Source organism: Streptococcus oralis subsp. tigurinus (assembly GCF_002096275.1).
In the GTDB taxonomy this organism is placed as follows: domain Bacteria; phylum Bacillota; class Bacilli; order Lactobacillales; family Streptococcaceae; genus Streptococcus; species Streptococcus oralis_CN.
This window is the reverse complement of the sequence record NZ_NCUG01000012.1, coordinates 23,605-49,947: the sequence shown is the minus strand read 5'-3', so window position 1 is coordinate 49,947 and position 26,343 is coordinate 23,605. Positions and strand designations below refer to the sequence as shown.

Sequence of the window (26,343 nt, the reverse complement as noted above, 5' to 3'; positions counted from 1 at the left end):
TTTATATGATATCAATCACCGACCACGAAAATGTTTAGCTTACAGAACTGCTAGTGAAGCTCTAGAGGATGAGTTCGAGTAAATGTTGCACTTATTCTTGCAATTTATCATTTACTTGATGCACGAACTCGATATTTTTTTCGTTAATTTGTTTTTGCCCCACTTTTGCCCCATTTTTAAATCCTGACATTGAAAATACCTAAATGTATTTCCCTAAAATCAGCTATATTTCAACATTTTTGTTTATTTTCAATATGAAAAGTTCTTACAAATTCATGCAGGGGGCATCTAAACAACAGGAAAAAGCCTTGATTTACAAGGCTTTTTTTGTGTCCTCCCTACTTTTATTCTATCAACGGATGCTCAAGATATATTTGGTGTGTAAAAAATTCTTTTACCCCTCAGTGATACAATCATTTTACTCAATTACAAACAAATCAAAAGCAAAAGACTTAGCTCTATTTCATACAGAACTAAGTCTTTTATTTAAACAATCTAATGTTTCCTCTTCATCTCAATCAACTCCAGACATTTATCTAGATCTACATCTCGTTCAAAATGTGCAGGAGTCCAAGGGACTTCTATATCAGGAAGAACACCTTTGTTCGTCATCCCTTTGCCTTTATCTATAGCCAACCAGCGAGAAGTTGGGAACATCAAAAAGTAATCATCATAATCTACCTTGCAACAATTTGAGTAGTCTAAAATACCAAGCGTTGGACGGCCGATAACTGTTACTTTCTTAAAATTCTTCATCATCTTGACAAAATTATCTCCTGATGAGGCACAATAAATATCCGACAAAACAAAAATTTGCTCTGGATAGTGACCACCCTTAACACCTGGAAAAAGCTCGTCCTGATCATCCTGATACCGAACATAGCCTTTCCCTCGATTTTGGAGTAAGTTATTACGAAAATCTTCAAGCAGTTTCACCGTATCAGGACTGATATTTTCTTGTTGAAGCCATAATTCAAAGTCTTTTAAGCGTCGATCGACATTTCCTTCTGTATAGAGAATTTCCATTCCATCATCCTGTAAATCAAGAGTGTCATAGCCTTTCCCTTCCTCCAAGCCAAGGTGTAAGAGCGGAAAATACAAAGAATCCGTGCCCCCATTGTTGTAACGGATATCTATAATAAGAGTTTCTATCTCAGCAATCTTCTGCAAGCACTCTTGGTATAAACGGTTAATCGCTTCTTCATCCATAAAATTATCTAAGCGTAGATAGAGGATATCTGACTCCAACTCTTTCCAAAAGAGCTGAGCTTTTTGAGCTTGCTGGCTAGCACGAACTGTAATAGACATTTCCTGCCCATCTCGCAAGACGGTCACTTGCTCTGCCATCAGTAGCAAATCTGCCCATTCTCGGTATCGTCTTTCTGGAGTCAGACTAATAAAGTAATTTGGGTGTTGCAAAGCTACTTGCTCCAAGCTCATTCCATCCAGACCGAGGATTCGATCCCCCACTCGGAGGCCTGTATCTTGGTTTGCTTCCTCGACAAACATTTCCTGCTCACTTATCCTCAAAAGAAAACCTTTCGGACCTGATTTTTTATCATGAAAAGAAACATGCCCAATAATCCCAAAACTAGCAAGATAAGTCCTGACTTGATAGAGAAATTCTTGCTCAGTCATATCATCTGTAATCTTTTCTAGAAAAGGCTGAGAGTTGCACCCTTTGCGATCTTTTACTGTAGATGAATCATGTGTCATAATCCAAACAATGTCTTTAAAAATATCTGTTTTTTTCATACGAGCCATCCCTTCTACCGTTAAAATAGTATAGCCTTCTTCACAGCGAAAAAGGAGTTTTTACTACAAAGTCAATCTGCTATCCGCCCTTTTTCATGATGTATTTTCGTATAGGTGTTTCAACCATTTGAACGATTTCAAATCCTTCTTTTTGATACAGATGCTTTGCTGCTTGATTTGACTCAAAGACTGTTAGAGAAATACTGGCAATTTCTTCATTTTCAAACATTAATTGAATAAAGTCCTTAAAAGCCTGGCTACCTAATCCTTGCCCCTGTTTCTGAGGGTTGATAAAAAATCTCCCGATATGAAGATTCCTGTCTTCTAGCCTGATTTTCTGGATAAGCCCCACAAATTCTTGTTCATCAAATATTGAAAAGATTCCTTCCAAATCTTGCAAGACTTGAATTGTTAAGGGAAAAGGAATCATTGATCCCATCCATTGTTCTTGAAAGGATTTGCCAAGGGAATTAGACCATTGGCATACGAGCTGGGCATTTTCTGTGCTCACATTTTCTTCAAAACGAATTGTCATCTTGACCTCACTATCTTGTTTATGTTTCTCCATTATACTACTTCTCCTATTTTTTACGAATAAATAAGTATGATTGATATTTATTTTTTTCTTGTCGGGAGCATTCTCGCTTCTTTCTTGGGTTTGGTCATTGACCGTTTCCCTGAGCAATCCATTATTCGACCGGCTAGCTACTGCAATTCCTGTCAGACTCGCTTGCGACCCTTAGATTTGATTCCGATTATCTCTCAAGTAATTGGTCGCTTTCGCTGTCGCTACTGCAAGATTCGCTATCCTATTTGGTATGCCCTCTTTGAATTGGGCTTGGGTGTCCTCTTTCTGGCTTGGTCATGGGGCTGGCTTTCCTTTGGTCAAGTCATCCTAATCACTGCTGGCTTGACCTTAGGCATCTACGACCTTCTCCATCAGGAATATCCCTTACTAGTCTGGCTGACGTTCCACCTAATCCTCATGTCTTTCTGTGGTTGGAATCCGATTATGGTCTTCTTCCTTGCCCTCGGAATCATGGCTCATTTTATCGATATCCGAATAGGCGCAGGAGATTTCCTCTTTCTAGCTTCTTGTTCTCTCATCTTTAGCGCGACAGAATTACTCATCTTGATCCAGTTTGCTTCTGCGGCAGGGATTTTAGCCTTTCTTTCGCAAAAGAAAAAGGAAAGACTTCCTTTCGTGCCTTTCCTCTTACTTGCTGCTTGTGTGATTATTTTTGGTAAGCTACTGCTTGTTTGATAAAGTCCTCAATCGGCTCTCCTTGGTGGAGAGCTTTTACAATTTTCGAACCGACGATAACGCCATCTGACACCGCATTAAAGCGTTCTACATCGGCTTGACTAGATACGCCAAAACCTGTCAAGACTGGGATGTCAGCCGCTTGATGCAATTGTGCCAAGTGCTTATCCAAGTCTGCTCGGTAATTGCCTGATTTCCCTGTCACCCCGTTAATGGCAACAGCATAAACAAAACCTTCAGCTCCCTCAATTAGTTCTTTTTGGCGCTCTATTCCTGTCGTCAAGCTAACAAGTGAAATCAAAGCAATGTCTGTATTCGCTAAAAAAGGCTCCACAAAGTTAGCATGTTCATGCGGTAGGTCTGGAATAATCAAACCTTTGACCGCTGTATCAGATAGATCTTTGACAAATTTCTCCACACCGTACTGAAAGAGTGGGTTAAAGTAGGTCATGATGACAAGTGGAACCTCTGTTTCAATGGTTTTCAAAGTTTCAACTAAAGCCTGGGTAGAAGTACCATGAGCTAGACTGCGCAAGCCTGCTTCTTCGATAACAGGACCGTCTGCAACAGGGTCTGAAAAGGGAACTCCAACTTCAATGGCTGAAACACCCAAATCTTCTAAAAAGTGGATTGTTTCAGCAAGACCATCCAAACCTTTTGCATGGTCTCCAGCCATGATATAGGGAACGAAAATTCCCTTTTTTGCTGCTTTCAGAGTTGTCAATTTTTCTGTTAAAGTCTTAGGCATGAGCTTCTCCCTTCTTTGCTGCGTCTGCTTCCAAGCGGTCTTTGACTTGAACGACATCCTTGTCACCACGTCCAGATAAGCAGACAATCATAGACTTTTCTGGTCCGAGTTCTTTGGCCAATTTCACTGCGAAAGCGATAGCGTGACTGGATTCTAAGGCAGGGATAATTCCTTCCACACGAGACAAGAGTTGGAATCCTTCCAAGGCTTCCTCGTCTGTCACGGGGACATAGCTGGCACGTTTGATATCGTGGTAGTGAGAATGTTCTGGACCGATACCAGGATAGTCCAAACCTGCTGAGATAGAGAAAGCTTCAAGAATTTGACCATGAGCATCTTGGAGCACATCCATGAGGGAACCGTGAAGGACACCCGGACGCCCCTTGGTCAAGGTAGCTGCGTGGTGTTCCGTATCCACACCAAGTCCTGCCGCTTCAGCCCCATACATGGCTACTGACTCATCTTCTACAAATGGATGGAAGAGACCGATAGCATTAGAACCACCACCAACACAGGCTACTAGGGCATCTGGTAAATCTTGACCTGTCAAGTCACGGTACTGTTGTTTAGCCTCTCGACCGATGACACTTTGGAAGTCACGAACAATTTCTGGGAATGGATGAGGTCCCAAGGCAGAACCAAGGATATAGTGGGTATCATCGATATTTGCCACCCATGAACGAAGGGCTGCATTAACTGCATCCTTGAGCACGCGCGAACCATCTGTCACAGCCTCAACCTTGGCTCCCAAAAGCTCCATACGGAAGACATTAAGAGCTTGGCGTTTGACATCTTCCTCACCCATATAGATGGTACATTCCATGTTAAAGAGGGCCGCAGCTGTTGCAGTTGCCACACCGTGCTGACCAGCACCAGTTTCAGCGATAATTTTCTTTTTACCCATGCGTTTAGCCAGAAGAACCTGTCCCAAGGCATTGTTAATCTTGTGGGCCCCTGTATGGTTGAGGTCTTCACGTTTAAGGTAAATCTTGGCTCCGCCGATATGCTGGGTCAAGTTTTTTGCGTAGTAAAGAGGCGTTTCACGTCCTACATACTGGCGTAAGAGCCGGTTTAATTCCTCTTGGAAACTTGGGTCTGCTTGACTTTCACGGTAGGCCTTTTCCAACTCCAAAACTGCTGTCATTAATGTTTCTGGGACAAAACGTCCACCGAATTTTCCGTAAAATCCATCTTTATTTGGTTCTTGATATGCCATGCTTTGCCCTCTCTATAAATCTTCTAATCTTTTCCTGATCTTTTTGTCCATCTGTCTCCACTCCACTTGATACATCTACTGCATAGGGAGTAAGGTGTTGAATTGCTTTTGCTACATTGTCTTCCTTAAGCCCACCTGCGATGAAGAAAGGCTGAGCTAGTCCCGTCGTATCTAGTTGACCCCAGTCAAAGGTCTGGCCACTCCCTGCCACAGGAGCATCAAAGAGTAAATAGTCTGCCCGAGAATGAGGCACATGACCATTTCCATCCACCTGCACAGCCTGAATGCTGGCACAAGGCAAATCCTCAAACAAACCATCTGCTACCTGACCATGAACTTGAACCAAGTTCAAGCCAACTTTTTCTATCGCTTCTAGCAGTTCTGCCCGACTTGGTGAAACAAATACACCAACCTTTTTAACATTAGTAGGAATGAGCTTTGCCAGCTCAGCAGCCTCTTCCAAGGTCACCTGTCTTTTACTAGGTGCAAAGACAAAACCGATGTAGTCTGCCCCTGCTGAAACGGCTGTCTCTACCGCTTCTGTGGTCGACAGTCCACAAATCTTAACCTTTGTCAATCTGCAACTCCTTGATTCTCTGGGCTACATCTTCTGCCTGCATGAGAGCTGTTCCCACCAAAATTCCGTTAAAGTATGGTGCTACTCGTTCTGCATCCTGCCCTGTGAAAATGGCAGATTCAGAAATGTAATAGCGACCTTCCTTAGAGTGCTGGGCCAAGTCTACACTGGTCTGTAAGTCGACCTCAAAGGTCGTCAAGTTGCGGTTATTAACCCCAATAATCTCAGCACCAAGTCTATGTGCCACCTCTAGTTCAGCTAGATTGTGAGTCTCCACCAAGACTTCCAGACCAAGCTCTGTCGCATAGTCGTACAGTTCTTTGAGGCGTTCTTCTGACAGGGCTGCCACGATGAGCAAGATAACTGTAGCACCGGCATTGCGAGCTCGGATGATTTGCTTTTCATCGATGATAAAGTCCTTGTTGAGCGTTGGAATGTTTACCTGACTAGAAATCTCTCGTAGATAATCCAAATGCCCTTTAAAGAATACCTCATCTGTCAAAACCGAAATCATCACTGCGCCATTCGCTTCATAAGTCTGGGCCTGTTGCACAATATCCACATCTAGATTGATATCTCCCAGACTAGGGCTAGCCTTCTTGACCTCAGCGATTACCTGCAAACGGTCCCGGTGATTCTTCAAAAATTCTGCTAAGCGATAGGTCTGGCGCAAAGGCTGGATTTGCTCCAGCTCCATTTGCTCGACCTCACTCGGCTTCTGCTCTAAAATTCGTGCTAAAAATTCCTGACTCATTTTTGGTACTCCTGTAACAGTCTGAGTTTTTCAAAGGCCTTGCCACTAGCAATCACTTGACGAGCCAAGGCAACTCCTTCCTTGATACTATCTACCTTACCATTGGCATAGAAACCAAGACCAGCATTTAAAACTGTCGTTTCCAAGAATGGACTTGGTTGGTTTTGAAGAACGCTGAGCAAAATTTCTGCATTTTCCTGAGCATTCCCTCCACGAATATCTTCGATAGCGTAGCCTTTCATCCCCAAATCCTCTGGAGTGAAGCTTGACAAGGTGATTTCGCCATTTTCAAGAAGAGCAATCTTGGTTGTTCCGTTCAAGCCAGCTTCATCCAGCCCTTCTGGTCCAGCAACCACGATGGCACGTTTGCGACCCATGTTTTTCAAAACCTGAGCTGTACTTTCTAGGAGTTCTGGACGACTAATGCCAAGCAACTGTGTTTCCAAGGCCATTGGGTGAATCAGTGGACCGGTCAAGTTCATGATTGTTGGAATTCCTAGTTCCAAACGAGCGGGCATGATGTACTTCATAGCTGGGTGCATATTTTTAGCAAAGAGAAAGACGATTCCAGTTTTATCGAAAACCTTACCTAGTTCAGCTGGTTTGAGGTCTAGATTGATACCCAAGGCTTGAAGGACATCTGCCGAACCCGATTTAGAAGAAATCGAGCGGTTACCGTGCTTGGCCATATGAATGCCACCACCAGCCAAGACAAAGGCTGCAGTGGTCGAAATGTTAAAGCTGAAGGACTTGTCCCCACCTGTACCACAGTTGTCCATAGCGTCATGGATTTCAGTTGGAATATGTTGGGCATGGCCTCTCATAACTTGTGCAAGAGCTGTGCGTTCTTCCGGTGTTTCCCCCTTCATCTTAAGGGCCAAGAGGAGAGAAGCAATCTGCGCTTCAGTGACACGTCCAGTAACGATACGCTCAATGACATCCGTCATTTCCACACCTGATAAATTTTCAAATTTTGCTAATTTTTCAATAATCTCTTTCATCCTAGTTTCCTCACTTTACAACCTTCTCGATAAAATTCCGAATAGAAGACAAGCCATCTGGCGTTCCGATACTTTCTGGATGGTACTGGAAGCCATAAATCGGCAGGTTTTTGTGTTGAATTCCCATAATAGCTTGGTCATCAGTCGAACGAGCTGTCACTTCAAACTCTTCTGGCATTTCTTCAATTAAAATACTGTGGTAACGCATGACCGCACGGCCATCTTCAATACCTTGATACAAAACAGATGGGGCTTCAAAGCTGATATTGCTCTGTTTCCCATGCATGACTTTGGGAGCCAAACCTAACTTCCCACCAAAGACTTCTGCGATGGCTTGGTGGCCCAAACAAATCCCTAGAATCGGTTTCTTACCTGCAAAATCACGAATCATGTCTTCCATCTTTCCAGCATCAACTGGCCAACCAGGACCCGGAGAAAAGACCAGACCATCTGCTTTTTCAGCTTCTTCATACAGCTTAGGGTTATCATTTCTCAAGACCTGCACTTCTGCAAAATTCCCGATGTATTGCGCCAAGTTATAGGTAAAAGAATCATAGTTGTCAATCAATAAAATCATGGTCTTAGTTCTCCAATTCTAGTCATAGATTTAGCCTTGTTAATGGTTTCTTGGTATTCGTTTTGGGCGATAGAGTCGTAGACAATCCCTGCCCCAGCCTGCACATAGGCTGTTTGATTTTTGAGAATCATAGTTCGGATGGCAATAGCGAAATCCATATCACCCGTCGCTGACAAGTAGCCAATTGCTCCTGCATATACGCCTCGTTTTTCCGTTTCCAGTTCATAGATGCGTCTCATGGCTCGAATCTTTGGTGCTCCTGAAACTGTTCCAGCTGGAAGTGTAGCTTTCAAGGCATCCATGGCAGTGAGTTCTGGAAGCAAACGACCCTTGACCACACTGGTCAAATGCATGACGTAGCGGAAGAGCTCCACTTCCATATACTTGGTAACTTGGACACTTGCCGTTTGAGAGATTCGACCGATATCATTGCGTCCCAAGTCTACCAACATCCGATGCTCTGCTGTTTCCTTCTCATCAGAAAGCAGGTCTGTCGCCAGGGCCTTATCTTCTTCATCCGTCGCTCCTCTTGGTCGTGTACCGGCAATCGGATTGGTTGTCACGATGCCATTTTTAACTGAAACCAAACTTTCAGGACTAGCTCCGATGATTTGATAATCCCCAAAATCATAGAAATAAAGGTAATTTGATGGATTAGTCACGCGAAGATTTCTGTAGAAGTCAAATGGATTTCCAGTAACCTCTGCTGAGAAACGCTGGCTGAGTACACATTGGAACATATCCCCGTTACGAATCAAGTCGCGAGCTGTTTCCACCATTTCCTCAAACTTCTGAGGAGCGATGTGCGGTTTGAAGTCCAGCGGAGATAAATCCAAGTCTTCAAATTCATTTGGAGCAGGGATGCGTAATTCCTCCAGCACTTGGTTCAAGGCTTTTTCCAAGTCTTCTTGACTGCGATTGCTATAAAGAGCATCCTCGATAACATGGATTTTTTCCTTCTTATGGTCAAAAACCATGTAGCTCTCATAGACAAAGAAGTGCATGTCTGGCGTCCCAATTGTATCTTCAGGGATTTGACCGATTTCTTCATAAAGAGAAATCATATCGTAACCGACAAAACCAATGGCTCCCCCACCAAAAGGTAGATCTGAATGATGCTGGCTCTTATGAGTTACTTCATAAAGGTAATCCAAGGGATCCCGATCAATCACTTGACCATTTTGATAAAGGACTCCATTTTCAAACTTAATCTCAAAAACTGGATTATAGGCTAGGATAGAAAAACGAGCGGTTTCCTTGTCTCTCGGAATACTCTCTAAGATAACCTTGTGTTGCCCCCTTAGGCGCATGTAAGCCAAGATTGGTGATAAGACATCTCCATGAATGATTCGTTCCATTGTAATTTCCCTTTCAGTTCCTTATTTTTATTTTTTTATCTTTTTCTATTTCCCTTAAATAGTGCGGACGGGAGGTAAAATTATCCAGTGGATGATTTTAGAAATCCATGAAATGAAAGACCTAATTTTTGAGCTCCTCGCTCATTCATTTCTAGGCTCAGGCTAAAATAGTTCCCAAAACTATTTTACTCTCAAAAATTCCGTCCTAGAGAAGCATCTTTGCTTCTCTAGGATACCACTATGGCGGGAAACATCTTTTAGAAACTCACTTCGTTCGTAAATATTTTATAGAATTCTATCTATTGATGAAGCATAATTTAAAACTGATGACCATATCTACGATAAATATATAAAAATCCCCACGCAAAATAACTTGCGTGAGGACGAAATTCGCGGTGCCACCTCAATTATAGGATTTATCCTATCTCTCATTCCTGTCTCAGAACATTCCTGTAACAGGCTGTGCGATAAAGGGCACTCCCTTGAGAATTATGTTTTCTTCTCTTGTTTCAAATGGACCCAACCTTACAGCTTTCTCTGCTTGTTTCCAGCAACCACAAGCTCTCTGTGAGAGAAAGGACTGTAATTTTTCCATCTTTTATTTTTTAGTTTCTAGGTAGTCTGCAATCGCAGCTACGTCCTTGTCTCCACGACCAGAGACATTGATGATGATAATCTCATCTTTACTTAGTTTTGGTGCACGTTTAACCGCTTCTGCGATGGCGTGTGAACTTTCAATAGCTGGGATAATCCCTTCTGTCTTGCTTAATAAAAGCAAGGCTTGAACAGCTTCTTCATCCGTTGCTGCTACGTATTCCACGCGACCTGAATCTTTGAAGTAGGCGTGTTCTGGGCCAACCCCTGGATAGTCCAAACCAGCAGAGATAGAGTAAACTGGCGCCAGCTCTCCATCTTCCTTAAAGACTGCATAAGTCTTCATACCGTCGACAATTCCGACACTACCTTTTGTCATAGTGGCTGCGTGCTTGTCTGTGTCAAGTCCGTGACCGGCAGCTTCTACTCCTACCAATTTGACTTCTTCATCAGCCACATACTGCGAAAAAGCACCGATGGCATTTGAACCACCACCTACACAGGCAATGACGTAGTCTGGTAAACGGCCTTCTTTTTCCAAGATTTGACGACGAGATTCCTCACTGATGACCTTTTGGAATTCATGAACAATGGTAGGATAAGGATGAGGGCCTACAGCAGATCCCAAAACGTAGAAGGCTTCAAGGTCATTCATCCATGCTCCAAAGGCTGCATCGACCGCATCCTTAAGAGTTCGTGTCCCCGTTTCAACTGCGTGAACGGTCGCTCCCATCATCTCCATACGGAAAACATTGAGACGTTGACGCTCCACATCTTCTGCACCCATGTAGACATCACAAGCCATACCAAACTTGGCTGCAGCTGCTGCTGTCGCAACACCGTGCTGACCAGCTCCTGTTTCTGCAATCACTCGTTTTTTACCCATACGTTTGGCAAGAAGAATTTGTCCTAAAACGTTGTTGAGCTTGTGAGAACCAAGGTGATTAAGATCTTCGCGCTTGAGATAAATCTTAGCCCCACCTAGGTGGTCTGTCAAACTTTCCGCAAAATAGAGCGGTGTTTCGCGACCTGAATAATCCTTCAAGTAATGGCGAAATTCTGCCAAAAACTCTGGATCATCCTTGTATTTGTCAAATGTCACTTCTAGCTCATCCAACAAAGCCTGAATCGGCTCCGGTACAAAACTACCACCAAATTGTCCAAAATAACCTTTAGTTGTCATAAAATTTTCCTCTTTCTGTATGAATTCGGCTTTTTGTTTGCTTTTAGTAGTAGGCAAGGAGCTACAGATAGAACTCAATACTCTTCGAAAATCCAATTCAAACCACGTCAACGTCGCCTTGCCGTACTCAAGTACAGCCTGCGGCTAGTTTCCTAGTTTGCTCTTTGATTTTCATTGAGTATAAGTTCATCAAAGCGACTTAACGTCCTAATAAAAAAAACAAAATGACCGAAAGAAAAAAGCCCACACACGGAATCTACTTCCATGTGAGGGCGTTGGTAACGCGGTGCCACCTCAATTGTAAAGGGACTATCCCCTTTACATCTCTGCCTTGTCTAACAACAAGTTGCACTGTAAGGTGTGCGCACCGAATTTTCATTGTTTCAAATTCATTTTTAAAATCAGTCCACTTTCACTACTTTCAACCACCTGTTCACAATCACCACAGGCTCCCTGAAGATCAAAAATAACTACTTTTCTGATTTATTGAGAATATTATATGTTATTGTTCTATCTTTGTCAAGATTTTTTTACTGAACCGACAATTTCTTCAGAAATTCTTACCAAAGTTTCAATGATATAGTCTACTTCTTCATCGCTTAATTTAGTGTGAAGAGGGAGCGTAATTTCGTTTTCAAAGAAGGCATAGGCTCTTGGATAATCTGCCATATCAAAACCAAGATTCTTATAGGCTGTCAAGAGAGGAAGCGGTTTGTAGTGTACATTACTTGCAATTCCTGCTTTGGCCAATTCTTGGATAATACGATTACGCTCTTCTAGACTAGCACCTTCTACATGGGTGATGTAGAGGTGACGACAAGATTCGACAGTATCAGTCTTGTGTGCCAATGGGTGAATACGAGTACCCGCAAAACCACGATCATAGCGGTCCACGATGTCCTTACGACGTTGTAGCAAAGCTGGGTAACGATCCAATTGTACCAAACCAATCGAAGCCATGATATCCGTCATGTTGCACTTGTAGGCTGGTGTAACGATATCGTATTCCCATGAACCCAATTGCATCTTGGCAAGAGCATCTTTAGTTTGCCCGTGAAGGGAAAGGATTTGGAATTCCTTGTACATCTCTTCGTCATCAATCGCTGGATTGGCTTTCCAAGTCGCACTTCCACCCTCAGCCGTTGTAAAGTTCTTAACGGCATGGAATGAGAAGGAAGTAAAGTCAGCGATAGAACCAGCTGGTTGCCCTTTATAAGTAGATCCTAAAGCATGAGCACTATCTGAGACAATTACGATACGGTTAAAGGCCTTTTGCCACTTAGTTGATGCTACAAACAAGTCACGTTTATTTTCCACAACTTGGAACAAACGGTCATAGTCGCACACAATCCCTGCAAGCTCTACTGGGATGATCACCTTAGTCTTTTCAGTAATGGCTTGCTCAAGGAGGTCATAGTCCATCTCAAACGTATCTGCTTGGATATCAACCATGACAGGGGTTGCTCCTACGTGAGTGATGACACTACATGAAGCTGTGTAAGTCATAGCTGGAACGATGACTTCATCACCTGGTCCCACTTCCAAAATACGTAAAATCAACTCAAGAGCGGCTGTCGCAGAGTTGAGGCAGACAGTCTTAGGTGTCTGTGTGTAAAGAGACAAGCGGCGCTCCAGTTCTTTTGTCTTGGGACCTGTTGTGATCCAGCCAGAACGAAGGGTATCTGCTACTTCAGCAATTTCAGCTTCTGTGATATCAGGTGGTGAAAATGGAATATTGTAATTTGGCATTGATTTGCTCCTTTTATCTGTACTCATTTTCTCATGACTACTTTATTTTAGCACTTCAAACACGGTTTGAAACATGATTTTGATGTCTCCAAGGAAACTAAACTCTCGGAGATAGGCGAGGTTATAGTGCATCTTTTCAGGGAGGACATGTTCGACATAGGCTTGGTCAACCGATAGGCCTTTCTCCGTCATTTGACTGATGATCGTGTCCTCATCCTTGTAGTTGATACTTGCTGGAGAGGTAATCCCTGCGGGTAAGAGCAAGGTCGCCATCATTTCAGGACTATATTGCTCTGTATAGCGCGGCACTTCAGGTCTTGTACCGACAAAGGACATTTCACCTTTAAGGACATTGACCAACTGAGGCAGTTCGTCCAAGCGCACACGGCGGATGAAATTTCCCACTTTGGTAATACGACTATCATTGGCAGAAGTCACCAGACTTCCTTTTTTATCCGCATCCGTTACCATGGTACGGAACTTCCAAATCTTGAACCGACGGTTATACTGGGTCACGCGCTCTTGCTTGTAAATGACAGGTCCCTTGCTATCCAACTTGATCCAAATGCTCAAGATAAGAAAGACGGGAGAAGTCAAAAGTAGCAAAAACAGGGCCAGAACCCAATCCAGGCAACGCTTAAAAATCAGCGAACCCTTCCTTTTAGAGACAAGCTGGTAGTAAGACTCAACCTCGCTTGATTGCATTTCCACGGGCAAGTCTTCCCATTTCAGCATGCTGTTTCTCCTTTGTTTTTAGTATACTATTTGTCAACATTTTTCATTATACCACAAAATGGAAAAGGCGGTGCAAGAAATCTGTAATTTAAAGGATTTCCTTCTTATATTCAATGAAAATCAAAGTACAGCTTTGAGGCTGCAGATAAAGCTGACATGATTTGAAGAGATTTTCAAAGAGTATTAGGACATGGCCCCTGCCTGCAAGCTATACATCTTGTGATAGGTTCCTCCCAAGGCCAAGAGTTCCTCATGGGTTCCACTCTCGATGATACGCCCCTTGTCCAAAACGTAGATACAGTTGGCATCTTGAATAGTTGAAAGACGATGAGCGATGGCAATGGTTGTCCGTCCTTTTCTCATTTTAGCCAGAGAATCCTGAACCAGACTTTCTGTCTCCGAGTCAATATTGGCTGTCGCTTCATCCAAAATCAGGATTTTAGGCTGACTGGCGACTGTTCTGGCAAATGCAAGAAGCTGACGCTGTCCAGTAGAAAAGCTCGAGCCACGCTCAGACACAGGTGCATTATAACCCTGCGGAAGCTCCTGAATAAAGGAGTCTGCATCCACAAAAGCAGCCGCAGCCTGGACCTCTTCATCACTAAGATCTTGGTACATGGCGATATTGGACTTGATAGTCCCATGGTAGAGGAAGGGATCCTGCAAGACTAGACCGATATTTTTTCTCAGCTCTTCCTGACTGTAGTTCCTGATATCCACATCATCCAAGAGAACTCGCCCCGACTGAAATTCATAAAAACGCATGAGGACATTTATAATAGACGATTTCCCGGAACCTGTATGACCGACAAAGGCAATGGTTTCACCCTTGTTCACTGAAAAGGAAATATCATCCAGAATCTGGTGTTTGCCATCATATGAGAAACACACATGTTCAAAACGGATATTGCCCTCTTTGATTTTGGCTTGCACATCTTTTTGAAGAGGCTCATAGGTCGTCTCATCAATCAAGGCAAAAACACGACCTGCAGACACCATGGACGTTTGAAGGGTTGAAAAGTTTTGCGTCACCTCAATCAGAGGATCAAAGAGACGGTTGATGTACTGGATAAAGGCATACATGGTTCCGGCTGTTATCCCGATAGAAAGACCACGGTAGCCAAAGTAAGCCATCAAAACGGCGTAGCCTAGGAGTTTCAGTAAACTCATGGCAGGTCTCAAAAAGAGGGCATCCAAAGCTACAGATCGGTTGGCATAGACTAAGTGTTCTTGGTTAATTTCATCAAATTCTGCCTGCAGGCGCTTCTCTTGATTAAAGGCCTGGATAATCCTGATTCCCTCGATATTCTCTGCCAGCTTACTATTAATATCCGACAAGAGACTTCTGGTTTTTTCGATGATTTTCACTGACTTTTTCCGATAGAGATTGACCAAAAGGAAAATTAAGGGAAGAAAGAGCAAGACTAAAGCTGTCAAACGAAAATCCAGAACCAACATGGTATACAGGGTTGTCAGAAAGATAAAAACTGCTGAAATAAAGCTGGATAAAATCCCTGAAAACATATCACTGATGGTCTCGGTATCATTTGTCAAACGAGAGACGATAGAGCCAGCTGGTATCTTATCAAAATAAGACATGCCTAGCTTCTCCATATTGGCAAAGGCATCGCGACGAATATCTCTGACAATACTGTAGGACACCCGCGCAAAGAGAAGATTGCCGACATACTGGACCAGAGTTTGCAGGATATAAAGACCATAGTAGGCCAGCAAAACGGTAACGGCCAGTTGGTTAAGGTTGCTGAGATACTGGTCGATAAAGTGGGAAGCTACAAGGGGAATCACACTTTTAATGACCGTAGTCGCTAGGAGAAAGCTCAGGGCTAAAAAGGTCAGAAGACCATAGGGTTTGAGATAGGACAGTAGGCGCTTTAACACAGTCCACTGTTCTTGTTTATTCTGCATCTTCTTCTCCTTTCATTTCCAACTGCTGAGACTGATAGGTTTGGGCATACCAGCCATCCAGGGCTAGCAAGTCATCGTGCCTGCCCCGTTCGATAATTTGACCATTTTGCAGAACCAAGATTAGATCTGCATGGACGACTGCACTGAGGCGATGAGCCGTAATAATGGTTGTCTTGTCCTTTCGCGTATCCTTAAGATTGTCAATAATCGCATACTCTGTCTTGGCATCCACGGCAGACAAGGAATCATCTAAAATCAAGATATCAGGGTCTAAAATCATAGCCCGACTCATGGCCAGACGTTGCTTTTGACCACCTGAGAGACTGACTCCTTTTTCACCGATCAGCGTATCAAATCCCTGGGGCATGGCTACAATATCTTGGTAAACTTGAGCTAGCTTAGTCGCCTCCTCAACTGCTGAAAGGGGCAAGTTAGGATTGCCAAAACGAATATTGTCTAAAATCGAGGTCGCAAAGAGGAACTGGTCCTGAGGAACATAGCCCATGAGTCTGCGAAGGTCTGTCAGACGATAGTTCCGAATGTCATGCCCGTTTAGATAAATGGCTCCCTTATCCACATCGTATTCACGTAGAAGAAGTTTGATCAAGGACGTTTTCCCAGAGCCTGTCTGTCCTACCAAGCCCAGCGTTTGTCCTTTTTCCAAGCTAAAATGAATATCCGTCAGTGTTTCTTCATTTTCAAAGGCAAAGCTGTCAATGGCATATTCCAAGCGCCCATTTTCAATACTGTCCAGAGGAAACTCAGGGTCCTGTACAAGTGATTCCTGAGACAAGAGTTCCTCAATTCGCTGGTAAGAAACCTTTCCTCGCTGAGTGATATTAAAGAGGAAACCGATAGCCATAAGAGGCCAGACCAGCATATCCAAATAGCTGATAAAGGTGACCAGATTCCCAACGGTGATTTGCCCCTCCTGAACCATCAAAGAGCCGACCAAAAGGGTTAAAACATAGGAGGAACCAACAAACAAGAGAACCATGGGATCAAATAGGCTATCGTATTTCATGGTTTGGAGGTTCTTTTGGAAGGTCAATTCATTGACTGCTTGAAAGGACTCCAGCTCATCTGCCTGATAACCGAAAGACTTGGTCACTTTGATACCTGATACAGACTCCTGTACCTTATTATTGAGTTCAGAAAAGGCAGCTTGAGATTCTCCGAAAGCCTTATGAGTCTTTCTCCCTAGACGACTGGTCGCATAAGCCATGAAAGGCAGGGGAAGAATGGCAACTAGTGTCATCTGCCATGAAATGCTAAAAAGCATGGTCAGCAGGGTCACTAGAGCCGTGATAGAGGCATCCACTGCTGACATGACTCCGCCACCTGCGAGACGAGTTAAGGCATTGATATCATTGGTTGCGTGTGCCATCAAGTCCCCCGTCCGATAGGTCTGATAAAAGGCAGGCGACATCTTGGTAAAGTGCTCAAACAAGCGAGACCGCATAATCTGCCCCAGACGGTAGGAGGTGCCAAGGATATACATGCGCCAAACATAGCGCAGATAGTACATCCCAAAGGCTGCCAGCAGTAGATAAAATAGATTAAGAAGGAGGTCCTGCTGGGTTAATTGTCCCGATGTAATGGCATCAATCACCCGCCCCATAACCATGGGAGGAATGAGATTGAGGACGGAAACCAAGATCAGGGCCATAATCCCGACTAGATAACGGCGTTTTTCTAACCTGAAAAACCACCAAAGTTTTTGAATAATGGACATAAAATCCCTTTCTGATTGCAAATGGAAACCTGAGGCCAAGACTCAATGAAAATCAAAGAGCAAACTAGGAAACTAGCCGCAGGCTGCACTTGAGTACGGCAAGGCGACGTTGACGCAGTTTGAATTTGATTTTTGAAGAGTACAAGACCCCAGGTTTTTCTTATTCATAAGTTACGACTGAGACGACACCCTTGTCATACTCAGCGATAAAGATATTGGCAACATTGTCATACCCTTGTTTGCTGAGGTTATCAAGTAGCCACTCTTCGCTCCGACCAATGGTCTCCAAAATTTCGACTTGAATCACACCGTCTGTGACAACAGGATACTTGGGATTCTCATCTCCCATTTGGACCACGATGAGTTGACCGTTTTGCTCCTGCATAGCACGTTTGACTTGTTTCATTTGGAAAATTCCCTGACTACGGAGCTTAAGAGCTACGTCCGCTGCTGATAAACCAACCGAACGGCAGGCTTCTGGATCAATCTTCCCATTTTTGATGAGCAGGGTTGGCTTCCCATCAATCAAACGTTTCACAAAGTGAACATTGTTGTTGAGCCATTTGAGAGTCAAGACTAGAATGGTCCACATAATCAGGATAACCGCATACTGAAGGATACTGATAGCGCTATTGTAAATCACCCCACCGATGATACCCCCGAGTACATAGTTCTGAATTTGATCTATTGCTGAGTTAGGCGCTAGGTTGCCCTTTCCTGTCACATTAATTACGAAAACCAGAGAAAAGAGACCCAAGGCTAGTTTGATTAAAATTTCGATATAATTGAGTGTCATTTGTTCACCTCCACCAGTTCAATTGCATCTGTTTTATACAATTCCACTTTCTCTAGCAGGTACTTGTCTGGCTCACTTCCGTTCAAGGCACGATAATAGCGATCACCTACCTTGATAAGTGCACCATCAGTGTTTGTGGAAGTATTGACATAGATCTCTGACTTGTCAACTCCCAATTCTTTGGAAACAAGCTCGATGAAATGAAGTGAAGCTTGAAATTTATTATTAGAAACTTGATTGTTTTGATAAGTCGTGATGCTGACCAAAAGGAGAGCTAATAAGGTCAAAGCTGAAATCATGACCAACTCACGAAATTTGGTCCCCTTTTTATCATGGTAAGCCTTGAAAGCTAGAAATCCTGTCACAGTTAATAGGACAATCCCTAAACCAATCATGATGCCATTTTGCTGACTGATTTGGCTGAGTACATAGTCATAAGAATAGAATTTCATGTATTTTCACTCCCTTTCATAAAATCATTCTTAATTATAAACGAAAGAGGGTGATTTTTCAAACCATACGTTGGGGAAATGCGCCTTTTTTTGGTATAATATAGTCTGTAATCTGAATGAAAAAGGTAACATTATGAAACTCATCTCATGGAATATCGATTCCCTCAATGCAGCCCTAACGAGCGACTCAGCTCGTGCAAAATTGTCCCAAGAAGTCCTACAAACCTTGGTAGCCGAAAATGCTGATATTATCGCTATTCAGGAAACCAAGCTTTCTGCAAAAGGGCCTACAAAAAAACACTTGGAAATTTTAGAAGAACTCTTCCCAGGTTATGAAAACACTTGGCGTTCCTCTCAAGAACCTGCCCGCAAAGGCTACGCTGGAACCATGTTCCTTTATAAGAAAGAACTCACACCAACGATCAGCTTCCCAGAAATCGGTGCTCCTTCTACCATGGACTTGGAAGGCCGCATCATCACCTTGGAATTTGATGCATTTTTCGTAACGCAAGTTTACACTCCAAACGCTGGTGATGAGCTCAAACGCTTGGAGGAACGCCAAGTCTGGGATGTCAAATATGCTGAGTATTTGGCGCAACTAGACAAAGAAAAACCAGTCCTTGCGACTGGAGACTACAACGTAGCTCACAAGGAAATCGACCTTGCAAATCCTGCCAGCAACCGCCGTTCACCTGGTTTTACAGACGAGGAGCGTGCTGGATTTACCAACCTCTTGGCAACTGGGTTTACTGACACCTTCCGCCACATTCACGGCGATGTCCCAGAACGTTACACTTGGTGGGCGCAACGCAGCAAGACTTCTAAAATCAACAATACAGGCTGGAGAATCGACTACTGGCTCACTAGCAACCGCGTGGCTGACAAGGTGACCAAGTCTGACATGATTGACTCAGGCGCACGTCAAGATCATACGCCGATTGTATTGGAAATTAAACTTTAAGGATTTTCACTATGAACTACAATGCAGTTATTCCCGAGTTTGTTGTAAGTGATTTAGAACAGTCCCGTTCCTTCTACTGCGACTTACTCGGTTTTAGAATCGAATACGAGCGTCCAGAGGAGAAATTTCTCTTCCTATCGCTTGAAGACTGCCAACTTATGCTAGAAGAAGGCAGCACAGAAGAATTAGCCCAACTGACCTATCCTTTCGGGCGCGGTGTCAATATTTCCTTTGGCATTGAAGATGTCCCTCAGATCCACCAAAAACTGCTGGAAGCTGACTATCCTATCCATCGTCCGCTGACCAAAAGAGAATTTCGAGTGGGAGATAGCTTTATTCACCCTCATGAATTTGCGATTTTAGATCCTGATGGCTATTTTTTAAGATTTAGCGAATAGAAGAATAAAAGGCTACAATACTTTCTAGCGTTGCAGCCTTTTATTCGTTCGCTTTTATGATCTATTTGCTAACAAAATATTTGATTTCTAAAGCTATTTAGTGTAAAATAATAACATTAACGCTATTGCGTTTGATAATAGTATCATTTTACTTGTTTATGTCGTGAATTGGCACGACGTTTCTACAAGGTGCCGGAACACCTAACAATGAGTACGTCAGCTGAAGGTATGGTTTTGACCATGCCTATTTTGGGGACTTACTTAGGGGATTAAGTAGGTTCTTTTTCTATTTCTTGCTAGAAACTCTAAACAAGTAAATGAAGCATCTTTTAGACTTTAGGAGGTCTTATGAAATTATTAGAAGAGCGCATCCTTCAGGATGGGCATATCTTGGGTGACAACATCCTCAAGGTAGATTCCTTTTTAACCCATCAAGTTGACTATCGTTTGATGCGGGAGATTGGTAAAGTTTTTGCGGACAAATTCGCTTCTGCTGGCATTACCAAGGTCGTGACCATTGAAGCTTCAGGCATTGCCCCAGCTGTTTTTACAGCTGAAGCCTTAGATGTCCCTATGATTTTCGCCAAGAAAGCTAAAAACATCACCATGAATGAAGGCATCTTAACTGCTGAGGTTTACTCCTTTACCAAGCAGGTGACCAGCACCGTTTCCATCGCTGGGAAATTCCTCTCACCTGAGGATAAGGTCTTGATTATCGATGATTTCCTAGCCAATGGCCAAGCTGCCAAAGGCTTGATCCAAATCATCGAACAGGCCGGAGCTAAAGTCGAAGCCATCGGTATTGTTATCGAAAAATCCTTCCAGGATGGTCGTGATTTGCTTGAAAAAGCTGGCTATCCAGTTCTATCACTGGCTCGTTTGGAACGTTTTGAAAACGGTCAGGTCGTATTTAAGGAGGCAGATCTCTAATGCAAAAACAAGAAAAACACTCGCAAGCAGCCGTTCTTGGCTTACAGCACTTACTAGCCATGTACTCAGGCTCTATCCTAGTTCCTATTATGATTGCGACAGCTCTTGGCTATTCAGCTGAACAGTTGACCTACCTAATCTCCACAGATATCTTCATGTGTGGGGTGGCGACCTTCCTCCAACTCCAACTCAATAAATACTTTGGGATTGGACTTCCAGTTGTTCTCGGAGTTGCCTTCCAGTCGGTTGCTCCTTTGATTATGATTGGGCAAAGCCACGGTAGCGGTGCTATGTTTGGTGCCCTTATCGTTTCAGGGATTTATGTGGTTCTGATTTCAGGCATCTTCTCAAAAGTGGCCAATCTCTTCCCATCTATCGTAACAGGCTCTGTCATTACCACGATTGGATTGACCTTAATTCCTGTCGCTATCGGAAATATGGGAAATAATGTCCCAGAGCCAACTGGTCAAAGTCTCTTGCTTGCTGCAATCACTGTTCTGATCATCCTCTTGATCAACATCTTTACCAAAGGATTTATCAAGTCTATCTCCATTTTGATTGGTCTGGTTGTCGGAACAGCCATTGCTGCTACTATGGGCTTGGTTGATTTCTCCCCTGTTGCGGCAGCACCACTAGTCCATGTTCCTACTCCCCTCTACTTTGGGGTGCCAACTTTTGAAATCTCTTCTATTGTCATGATGTGTATCATTGCAACGGTGTCTATGGTTGAATCCACTGGTGTTTACCTGGCCTTGTCTGATATTACCAATGACCCAATCGACAGCACGCGCCTTCGCAACGGTTACCGAGCAGAAGGTCTGGCCGTACTTCTCGGAGGAATCTTTAACACCTTCCCTTACACAGGATTTTCACAAAACGTTGGGTTGGTTAAATTGTCAGGTATCAAGACTCGCCTGCCAATCTACTACGCAGCTGGTTTCTTAGTTCTCCTTGGACTCCTTCCTAAGTTTGGTGCCCTCGCCCAAATCATTCCGAGCCCTGTTCTTGGAGGTGCCATGCTGGTGATGTTTGGTTTTGTTTCCCTTCAAGGGATGCAAATCCTCGCCCGCGTTGACTTTGCTAACAATGAACACAACTTCCTTATCGCAGCTGTATCAATCGCTGCAGGTGTCGGACTCAATAACAGTAATCTCTTTGTCAGCATGCCGACAGCCTTCCAAATGTTCTTCTCAAACGGAATCGTCGTAGCCAGCCTACTTGCCATTGTACTCAATGCCGTATTAAATCGGAAAAAGAAATAAGAAAAAGAGGCTCACACCTCTTTTTTGTTTCTCTATATCCTTACCTGTCTTTTTTCAGACCGCTGGCCTGTGACAAACATGGTAAAGGTTGCTTTGCAGACATTTCTGCCTTCTTGATTGGTGATATCCACATCCACTACACAGGTTGTGCGTCCATGATGGACACATTCTCCTTTAATGGTCAGTACATCATCTAGTTTTCCTGCCTTGAGGTAGTTGATAGAGGACTGAAGCGTCACTCCATCTAGCCCCAGCGAGATAACCACCAAACCACTAATCTGATCACAAAGGGTGAAGAGATAGCCTCCATGGGCATTGCCATAGTAGTTGAGCGACGAGTCCACTATTTTCGTCGTCACCACAACGTGACCATCTCTCATTTGTTCAATTTCGTAATTTTCAAAGGCAGATATAGCGTCAAAATGAAAATCTTTCATCGTTTCCTCCTGATAGTTCAAACGACACTATGATACTACTTTTTATAGAACTGTGCAAGGAGAAAGCTCCTAGTCTGGCAAAATTCCAACCTGCTCTACAAAGCACATAAAGGCTGCCTGTCCTTGTTCCGTCTGCTTGTAAACCCCTGCATCCTCTAGAACGCGCGCAAAGATAGCACCCACAGAGTCCTTGACGATTTCAAGGGCTTTTTCTTTATCTGCTAGATCTGGATGTTGGACTTTGAGCTGGTCTGCCCATTCCTGATGATAGTCTGCAACTGCTTCACCATCCCCTACAAGATAGCTAGCGACTTGCTCCACTTCTACCTTCAAACGAGGTGGCAAGATAGCCAAGCCCATGACCTCAATCAAGCCGATATTTTCCTTCTTGATATGTTGGACATCCTTGTGGGGATGATAGATGCCATCAGGATGCTCTGGCGATGTCTGATTGTCTCGCAAGACCAAGTCCAACTCAAACTGTCCATCGCGTTTACGAGCAATCGGTGTAATGGTATGGTGTGGTGTCCCGTCTGTCTCTGCCAAAATCTGTACTTCAGGGTCTGAATATTGCCGCCATTCCTGCAAAATTTTGTCAGCCAAGTTAATCAAATCCTCTTTAGAATCCGAGGTCAAACGTAGCACTGACATAGGCCACTTGACAATCCCAGCCTTGACTTGTTCAAAACCAGCAAATCGGAAAGCCTTTTGCAAGGGAGCCAATTCCATAGGAAACACGTGACGGCCTCCCTGATAGTGGTCATGAGTCAGAATAGAGCCTCCCACTATCGGCAGGTCAGCATTTGAACCCGCAAAATAGCCTGGAAACTGCTCTACGATAGCCAGCAGACGCTCAAAACTCTGACGGCTGATAGCCATGGGACGATGCTGGCCATCTAAGAAAATACAGTGCTCATTAAAATAAGCATAGGGCGAATACTGGAAGCCCCACTCCTGACCAGCCATTTCAAAACGGATTATGCGGTGATTGCTGCGAGCTGGATGATTGACCCGACCATGGTAACCCTCATTCTCTAGACAGAGTTGACACTGTGGGTAATTACTAGCTTGCACCAACTTGGCCGCCGCAATCTCCTTTGGATCCTTTTCAGGTTTAGACAGATTGATAGTAATCTCCAGTTCACCGTAGTTAGATGGTACACGATAAGCAATATTCTTAGCAATGGCCTTGAGCTTGATGTAGTCATTTTTCTGGCTAAGTTGGTAAAAATCTGCAATTGCCTGTTCGGGAGATTGGGCGTAGGTTGTCCAAAAGTCACGATTAACTTGACTTGGACAAGGGGTCACCAAGTCCATCAGTTCAGCACCGAGGATTTCACGCGCAGTCTGACTATCCTCAATCGTCTCTAATCGAACGGCCTCCTCGACAAGCTGGTCCTTGAGGTCAATCAAGTCATCCTGATCCGTCTCAACTTCCAAAACACCTTCCCCCACTCGTGCCAAGACACGATTGGTTAGGTAGATTCGATCCATTTCCTCAAATGAACTTTCAGCAATAACGTGTGTTACAAATTTATCTACTAAGGTCACGATAGAGCCTCCTTTTGACTAGTCAAGGACGCGAGTGCCACCTGCAACTTCCGCGATATAGAAGCTTGGAGCGTATCCAATTACTTCCTCGTAGTGCTTGCCAACAGCTGCTTTAAAAGCCTCAACAGTATCTTTTGGCACCAAGGCAATGGCACATCCACCAAATCCTGCCCCTGTCATACGAGCACCAAGAACACCTTCCTGAGCCCAAGCTGTGTGAACAAGAGTATCCAATTCCAAGCCAGTTACTTCATAGTCATGTTCTAGAGAAACGTGAGAAGCATTCATCAAGCGACCAAATGTTTCCAAATCACCTGCTTGAAGGGCTGCTTGAGCTTTAAGAGTACGTTGGTTTTCAAGCACAGCATGGCGAGCACGTTTTAAGCGATTTTCATCTTTAATCAGATAGCTGTATTGGTCAAAGGCCCACTCATCCAATTCACCCAAGGTCTGAATATCCAAGGCAACTTGCAATTCTTCCACAGCTTTTTCACACTCAGCACGGCGTTCATTGTACTTAGAGTCCGCCAGTTCACGACGTTTGTTGGTGTTCATGATAACAACGACATTGTCTTTCAAATCAAGCGGCACCAAGTCGTACTCCAAAGTGTTGGTATCTAGGTAAATGGCCCGTTGGTCAGCTCCCATACCGATGGCAAACTGGTCCATGATACCAGAGTTGACTCCGATAAAGTTATTTTCTGTTTGTTTTCCGATTTTAACCAAATCCAAACGGTCTAGTTTTAAATCAAAGAGATGCTCTGCAACGACCCCTGTCAAGAGTTCCAAAGATGCTGATGAAGACAAGCCTGCACCATTTGGGATATTCCCATAAACATAAAAATCAAACCCTTTGTCAATCACATGTCCAGCTTCTTGCAAGAAATAAAGAACTCCTTTTGGATAATTGGTCCAGCTGTGCTCTTTTTCAAACTTGAGATCAGCAAGAGGCACTTCGATGATACCTTTGTCCTCAAAGTTAGCTGAGTAGAAACGCAAGACTTGGTCGTCACGCTTGCGAGCTGCACCGTATGTTCCCAAGGAAATAGCAGCTGGAAAAACGTGCCCGCCATTGTAGTCCGTGTGTTCACCAATCAAATTGATGCGACCTGGTGAAAAGAAGGTTTGGTCTGCTTCTTGACCAAAAACGGCAAGAAAGTCTTTACGAAGGGCTTCAGCAGTAAGATGTTGTGTCATATGAATTCTCCTTTGACTGTCCGTTAAGACACCTTAACGTGTAATCGTTTTCTTCTATTGTATCCAAGACTTTTACCAAGGTCAATCCTTTTTACTAAAGTTTTACTAAACAATCGGTAAAAAGAAGAAAAACATGATATACTAACCTAAAAGGAGGAAGATTTATGGCTACCTTAAAAGACATCGCACAGCTAGCCTCTGTCTCTATCGCGACCGTATCCCGTGTCCTCAATCGCGACCAGAGTCTATCTGTTACAGAAGAAACCAGACACCGTATTTTAACTGTCGCTGAAGAGCTGGGCTATACCAAACACCTCAAGACAGGCGAATCCCACAAGCCCAAGCAGAAAATTGCCATTATCCAATGGGTCAGCGAGCAGGGGGAGCTAGACGACCTCTACTACTACCAGATTCGTCTCGGTATTGAAAAAAGAGCCCAAGAGTTGGACTATGATATCTTGCGCTATTTTAATGACCATCCTTTTACACTGAGTGAGGAAGTGATTGGCATTCTCTGCATCGGAAAGTTCAGCCGATCACAGATTTCTGCCTTTGAAGAATACCAAAAACCTCTAGTCTTTATAGACAGCGATACCCTCTCATTAGGTCATACCTGTATTATCACTGACTTTTACACTGCTGTGAAACAAGTTGTAGACCATTTCCTCAGCCAAGGGATGGACCGTATCGGGATTCTAACAGGTCTCGAAGAAACAACCGACCAGGAAGAAATTATCCAGGATAAGCGGCTAGAAAATTTCAAAGACATTACCCAAGCAAATGGAATCTACCATGAAGAACTGGTCTTTCAGGGGAGCTTTACTGCCCAGTCTGGCTATGACTTGATGAAGGAGGCCATTCACAAGTTGGGAGAACAACTCCCACCAGCATTTTTCGCAGCCAGCGATAGTTTAGCCATCGGTGCCCTTCGTGCCCTTCAAGAAGCTGGAATTAGCCTACCAGACCGCGTCAGCCTCATTTCCTTTAACGACACTAGTCTGACCAAGCAGGTCTATCCCCCTCTTTCTAGCATTACCGTCTATACCGAAGAAATGGGTCGAGCAGGTATGGATATTCTTAACAAGGAAGTTCTCCACGGTCGCAAAATTCCTAGCCTGACTATGCTGGGAACCAGACTGACCTTGAGGGAAAGTACAAGGAATGAATAGGATAACAAAACGACCTCT

The 26,343-nt window shown here is 43.7% G+C and carries 25 protein-coding genes, 1 riboswitch and 2 other annotated features; of the genes, 6 read left to right on the top strand and 19 right to left on the bottom strand.

All coding sequences use genetic code 11. From position 1 onward, the window contains the following. Positions 1-495: 495 nt before the first annotated feature. Positions 496-1,755, bottom strand: coding sequence for a S41 family peptidase (locus B7725_RS00735; protein ID WP_084874152.1), 1,260 nt, complete (start codon positions 1,753-1,755; stop codon positions 496-498). Between the two features lie 79 nt (positions 1,756-1,834). After that, positions 1,835-2,290 (bottom strand): GNAT family N-acetyltransferase, encoded by a 456-nt coding sequence (locus B7725_RS00730; protein ID WP_025171842.1) that lies wholly within the window; start codon positions 2,288-2,290, stop codon positions 1,835-1,837. Between the two features lie 69 nt (positions 2,291-2,359). Between B7725_RS00730 and B7725_RS00725 the strand changes: the two genes are divergently transcribed. Next, positions 2,360-3,019, top strand: a complete 660-nt coding sequence (locus tag B7725_RS00725; RefSeq protein WP_084874151.1) for a prepilin peptidase — start codon at positions 2,360-2,362, stop codon at positions 3,017-3,019. Here B7725_RS00725 and trpA read toward each other — a convergent pair. The 14 genes from trpA to B7725_RS00650 form a co-directional block, all read right to left on the bottom strand. Beyond that, complete coding sequence (trpA, locus tag B7725_RS00720; RefSeq protein ID WP_084874150.1) at positions 2,991-3,767, bottom strand: tryptophan synthase subunit alpha; 777 nt, start codon at positions 3,765-3,767, stop codon at positions 2,991-2,993. The genes B7725_RS00725 and trpA overlap by 29 nt on opposite strands. Then, positions 3,760-4,983, bottom strand: a complete 1,224-nt coding sequence (gene trpB / locus B7725_RS00715; protein ID WP_084874149.1) for a tryptophan synthase subunit beta — start codon at positions 4,981-4,983, stop codon at positions 3,760-3,762. Before trpB (B7725_RS00715) ends, trpA begins: the two co-directional genes overlap by 8 nt. Beyond that, a complete protein-coding gene (locus tag B7725_RS00710; RefSeq protein WP_084874148.1) occupies positions 4,961-5,560 on the bottom strand; it encodes a phosphoribosylanthranilate isomerase in 600 nt (199 codons plus the stop codon). Before B7725_RS00710 ends, trpB (B7725_RS00715) begins: the two co-directional genes overlap by 23 nt. Beyond that, positions 5,547-6,314, bottom strand: a complete 768-nt coding sequence (trpC, locus tag B7725_RS00705) for an indole-3-glycerol phosphate synthase TrpC (RefSeq protein WP_084874147.1) — start codon at positions 6,312-6,314, stop codon at positions 5,547-5,549. Before trpC ends, B7725_RS00710 begins: the two co-directional genes overlap by 14 nt. Beyond that, positions 6,311-7,315 (bottom strand): anthranilate phosphoribosyltransferase, encoded by a 1,005-nt coding sequence (gene trpD / locus B7725_RS00700; protein ID WP_084874146.1) that lies wholly within the window; start codon positions 7,313-7,315, stop codon positions 6,311-6,313. The genes trpC and trpD overlap by 4 nt, the downstream gene beginning before the upstream one ends. 10 nt (positions 7,316-7,325) lie before the next feature. After that, positions 7,326-7,892, bottom strand: a complete 567-nt coding sequence (locus B7725_RS00695) for an aminodeoxychorismate/anthranilate synthase component II (protein ID WP_084874145.1) — start codon at positions 7,890-7,892, stop codon at positions 7,326-7,328. Further along, entirely contained in the window at positions 7,889-9,250 is a 1,362-nt protein-coding gene (gene trpE, locus B7725_RS00690; RefSeq protein WP_084874144.1) for an anthranilate synthase component I, read from the bottom strand. The genes B7725_RS00695 and trpE overlap by 4 nt, the downstream gene beginning before the upstream one ends. A gap of 376 nt (positions 9,251-9,626) precedes the next feature. Further along, positions 9,627-9,852: a binding site (T-box leader), on the bottom strand. Continuing rightward, positions 9,849-11,027 carry a tryptophan synthase subunit beta gene (gene trpB, locus B7725_RS00685; RefSeq protein WP_061588681.1) on the bottom strand — a complete coding sequence of 393 codons (1,179 nt, stop codon included), beginning with the start codon at positions 11,025-11,027 and terminating at the stop codon, positions 9,849-9,851. (Overlaps the previous feature by 4 nt.) A 265-nt stretch (positions 11,028-11,292) precedes the next feature. Then, positions 11,293-11,523: a binding site (T-box leader), on the bottom strand. Positions 11,524-11,546: 23 nt separating this feature from the next. After that, on the bottom strand, positions 11,547-12,776 hold the full coding sequence (locus tag B7725_RS00680) for a DegT/DnrJ/EryC1/StrS family aminotransferase (RefSeq protein ID WP_162278986.1): 1,230 nt from the start codon (positions 12,774-12,776) through the stop codon (positions 11,547-11,549). A 42-nt stretch (positions 12,777-12,818) separates the two neighbouring features. Further along, positions 12,819-13,511 carry a sugar transferase gene (locus B7725_RS00675; RefSeq protein WP_084874142.1) on the bottom strand — a complete coding sequence of 231 codons (693 nt, stop codon included), beginning with the start codon at positions 13,509-13,511 and terminating at the stop codon, positions 12,819-12,821. 183 nt (positions 13,512-13,694) lie between these two features. Then, positions 13,695-15,437 (bottom strand): ABC transporter ATP-binding protein, encoded by a 1,743-nt coding sequence (locus B7725_RS00670; protein WP_084874141.1) that lies wholly within the window; start codon positions 15,435-15,437, stop codon positions 13,695-13,697. Further along, a complete protein-coding gene (locus tag B7725_RS00665; protein WP_084874140.1) occupies positions 15,427-17,172 on the bottom strand; it encodes an ABC transporter ATP-binding protein in 1,746 nt (581 codons plus the stop codon). Before B7725_RS00665 ends, B7725_RS00670 begins: the two co-directional genes overlap by 11 nt. A 160-nt stretch (positions 17,173-17,332) precedes the next feature. After that, positions 17,333-17,968: a DUF421 domain-containing protein gene (locus B7725_RS00655; RefSeq protein ID WP_000174434.1), complete on the bottom strand. Its 636-nt coding sequence runs from the start codon at positions 17,966-17,968 to the stop codon at positions 17,333-17,335. Beyond that, complete coding sequence (locus B7725_RS00650) at positions 17,965-18,420, bottom strand: DUF3290 family protein (protein ID WP_009730499.1); 456 nt, start codon at positions 18,418-18,420, stop codon at positions 17,965-17,967. The genes B7725_RS00655 and B7725_RS00650 overlap by 4 nt, the downstream gene beginning before the upstream one ends. 133 nt (positions 18,421-18,553) lie before the next feature. Here B7725_RS00650 and B7725_RS00645 point away from each other — a divergent pair, with 133 nt between their 5' ends. From B7725_RS00645 to B7725_RS00630, 4 genes are all read left to right on the top strand, one after another. Beyond that, positions 18,554-19,381 (top strand): exodeoxyribonuclease III, encoded by an 828-nt coding sequence (locus tag B7725_RS00645; RefSeq protein WP_084874139.1) that lies wholly within the window; start codon positions 18,554-18,556, stop codon positions 19,379-19,381. Between the two features lie 11 nt (positions 19,382-19,392). Beyond that, positions 19,393-19,779: a bleomycin resistance protein gene (locus B7725_RS00640; RefSeq protein ID WP_084874138.1), complete on the top strand. Its 387-nt coding sequence runs from the start codon at positions 19,393-19,395 to the stop codon at positions 19,777-19,779. 132 nt (positions 19,780-19,911) lie between these two features. Continuing rightward, positions 19,912-20,007: riboswitch (purine riboswitch) on the top strand. Positions 20,008-20,127: 120 nt separating this feature from the next. Further along, positions 20,128-20,709, top strand: a complete 582-nt coding sequence (locus B7725_RS00635) for a xanthine phosphoribosyltransferase (protein WP_084874137.1) — start codon at positions 20,128-20,130, stop codon at positions 20,707-20,709. Continuing rightward, positions 20,709-21,971: a nucleobase:cation symporter-2 family protein gene (locus B7725_RS00630; protein ID WP_001171655.1), complete on the top strand. Its 1,263-nt coding sequence runs from the start codon at positions 20,709-20,711 to the stop codon at positions 21,969-21,971. Before B7725_RS00635 ends, B7725_RS00630 begins: the two co-directional genes overlap by 1 nt. Positions 21,972-22,003: 32 nt before the next feature. Here the strand turns inward: B7725_RS00630 and B7725_RS00625 are convergent, their stop codons facing one another. From B7725_RS00625 to B7725_RS00615, 3 genes are all read right to left on the bottom strand, one after another. Beyond that, entirely contained in the window at positions 22,004-22,408 is a 405-nt protein-coding gene (locus B7725_RS00625; RefSeq protein WP_049538104.1) for a PaaI family thioesterase, read from the bottom strand. 69 nt (positions 22,409-22,477) lie between these two features. Next, on the bottom strand, positions 22,478-23,959 hold the full coding sequence (locus B7725_RS00620) for a UDP-glucose--hexose-1-phosphate uridylyltransferase (RefSeq protein WP_084874136.1): 1,482 nt from the start codon (positions 23,957-23,959) through the stop codon (positions 22,478-22,480). Positions 23,960-23,977: 18 nt separating this feature from the next. After that, entirely contained in the window at positions 23,978-25,156 is a 1,179-nt protein-coding gene (locus B7725_RS00615; protein WP_084874135.1) for a galactokinase, read from the bottom strand. A 164-nt stretch (positions 25,157-25,320) separates the two neighbouring features. On the opposite strand from B7725_RS00615, the gene galR reads away from it, so the two are divergent. Next, the gene (gene galR, locus B7725_RS00610) at positions 25,321-26,325 is read left to right on the top strand and encodes a DNA-binding transcriptional regulator GalR (RefSeq protein WP_084874134.1); all 1,005 of its coding nucleotides are present in this window, start codon (positions 25,321-25,323) and stop codon (positions 26,323-26,325) included. Positions 26,326-26,343 lie beyond the last annotated feature (18 nt).

Bases quoted from the DNA above. Each gene is read 5' to 3' on its own strand.
- galR (WP_084874134.1), top strand. From the start codon at position 25,321: ATGGCTACCTTAAAAGACATCGCACAGCTAGCCTCTGTCTCTATCGCG.
- B7725_RS00675 (WP_084874142.1), bottom strand. From the start codon at position 13,511: ATGCTGAAATGGGAAGACTTGCCCGTGGAAATGCAATCAAGCGAGGTT.
- B7725_RS00680 (WP_162278986.1), bottom strand. From the start codon at position 12,776: ATGCCAAATTACAATATTCCATTTTCACCACCTGATATCACAGAAGCT.
- B7725_RS00725 (WP_084874151.1), top strand. From the start codon at position 2,360: ATGATTGATATTTATTTTTTTCTTGTCGGGAGCATTCTCGCTTCTTTC.
- B7725_RS00640 (WP_084874138.1), top strand. From the start codon at position 19,393: ATGAACTACAATGCAGTTATTCCCGAGTTTGTTGTAAGTGATTTAGAA.
- B7725_RS00735 (WP_084874152.1), bottom strand. From the start codon at position 1,755: ATGAAAAAAACAGATATTTTTAAAGACATTGTTTGGATTATGACACAT.
- B7725_RS00645 (WP_084874139.1), top strand. From the start codon at position 18,554: ATGAAACTCATCTCATGGAATATCGATTCCCTCAATGCAGCCCTAACG.
- trpB (WP_084874149.1), bottom strand. From the start codon at position 4,983: ATGGCATATCAAGAACCAAATAAAGATGGATTTTACGGAAAATTCGGT.
- trpD (WP_084874146.1), bottom strand. From the start codon at position 7,315: ATGAAAGAGATTATTGAAAAATTAGCAAAATTTGAAAATTTATCAGGT.
- trpB (WP_061588681.1), bottom strand. From the start codon at position 11,027: ATGACAACTAAAGGTTATTTTGGACAATTTGGTGGTAGTTTTGTACCG.
- B7725_RS00730 (WP_025171842.1), bottom strand. From the start codon at position 2,290: ATGACAATTCGTTTTGAAGAAAATGTGAGCACAGAAAATGCCCAGCTC.
- trpC (WP_084874147.1), bottom strand. From the start codon at position 6,314: ATGAGTCAGGAATTTTTAGCACGAATTTTAGAGCAGAAGCCGAGTGAG.
- B7725_RS00670 (WP_084874141.1), bottom strand. From the start codon at position 15,437: ATGCAGAATAAACAAGAACAGTGGACTGTGTTAAAGCGCCTACTGTCC.
- B7725_RS00630 (WP_001171655.1), top strand. From the start codon at position 20,709: ATGCAAAAACAAGAAAAACACTCGCAAGCAGCCGTTCTTGGCTTACAG.
- B7725_RS00655 (WP_000174434.1), bottom strand. From the start codon at position 17,968: ATGACACTCAATTATATCGAAATTTTAATCAAACTAGCCTTGGGTCTC.
- B7725_RS00695 (WP_084874145.1), bottom strand. From the start codon at position 7,892: ATGATTTTATTGATTGACAACTATGATTCTTTTACCTATAACTTGGCG.
- trpA (WP_084874150.1), bottom strand. From the start codon at position 3,767: ATGCCTAAGACTTTAACAGAAAAATTGACAACTCTGAAAGCAGCAAAA.
- trpE (WP_084874144.1), bottom strand. From the start codon at position 9,250: ATGGAACGAATCATTCATGGAGATGTCTTATCACCAATCTTGGCTTAC.
- B7725_RS00635 (WP_084874137.1), top strand. From the start codon at position 20,128: ATGAAATTATTAGAAGAGCGCATCCTTCAGGATGGGCATATCTTGGGT.
- B7725_RS00615 (WP_084874135.1), bottom strand. From the start codon at position 25,156: ATGACACAACATCTTACTGCTGAAGCCCTTCGTAAAGACTTTCTTGCC.
- B7725_RS00665 (WP_084874140.1), bottom strand. From the start codon at position 17,172: ATGTCCATTATTCAAAAACTTTGGTGGTTTTTCAGGTTAGAAAAACGC.
- B7725_RS00650 (WP_009730499.1), bottom strand. From the start codon at position 18,420: ATGAAATTCTATTCTTATGACTATGTACTCAGCCAAATCAGTCAGCAA.
- B7725_RS00625 (WP_049538104.1), bottom strand. From the start codon at position 22,408: ATGAAAGATTTTCATTTTGACGCTATATCTGCCTTTGAAAATTACGAA.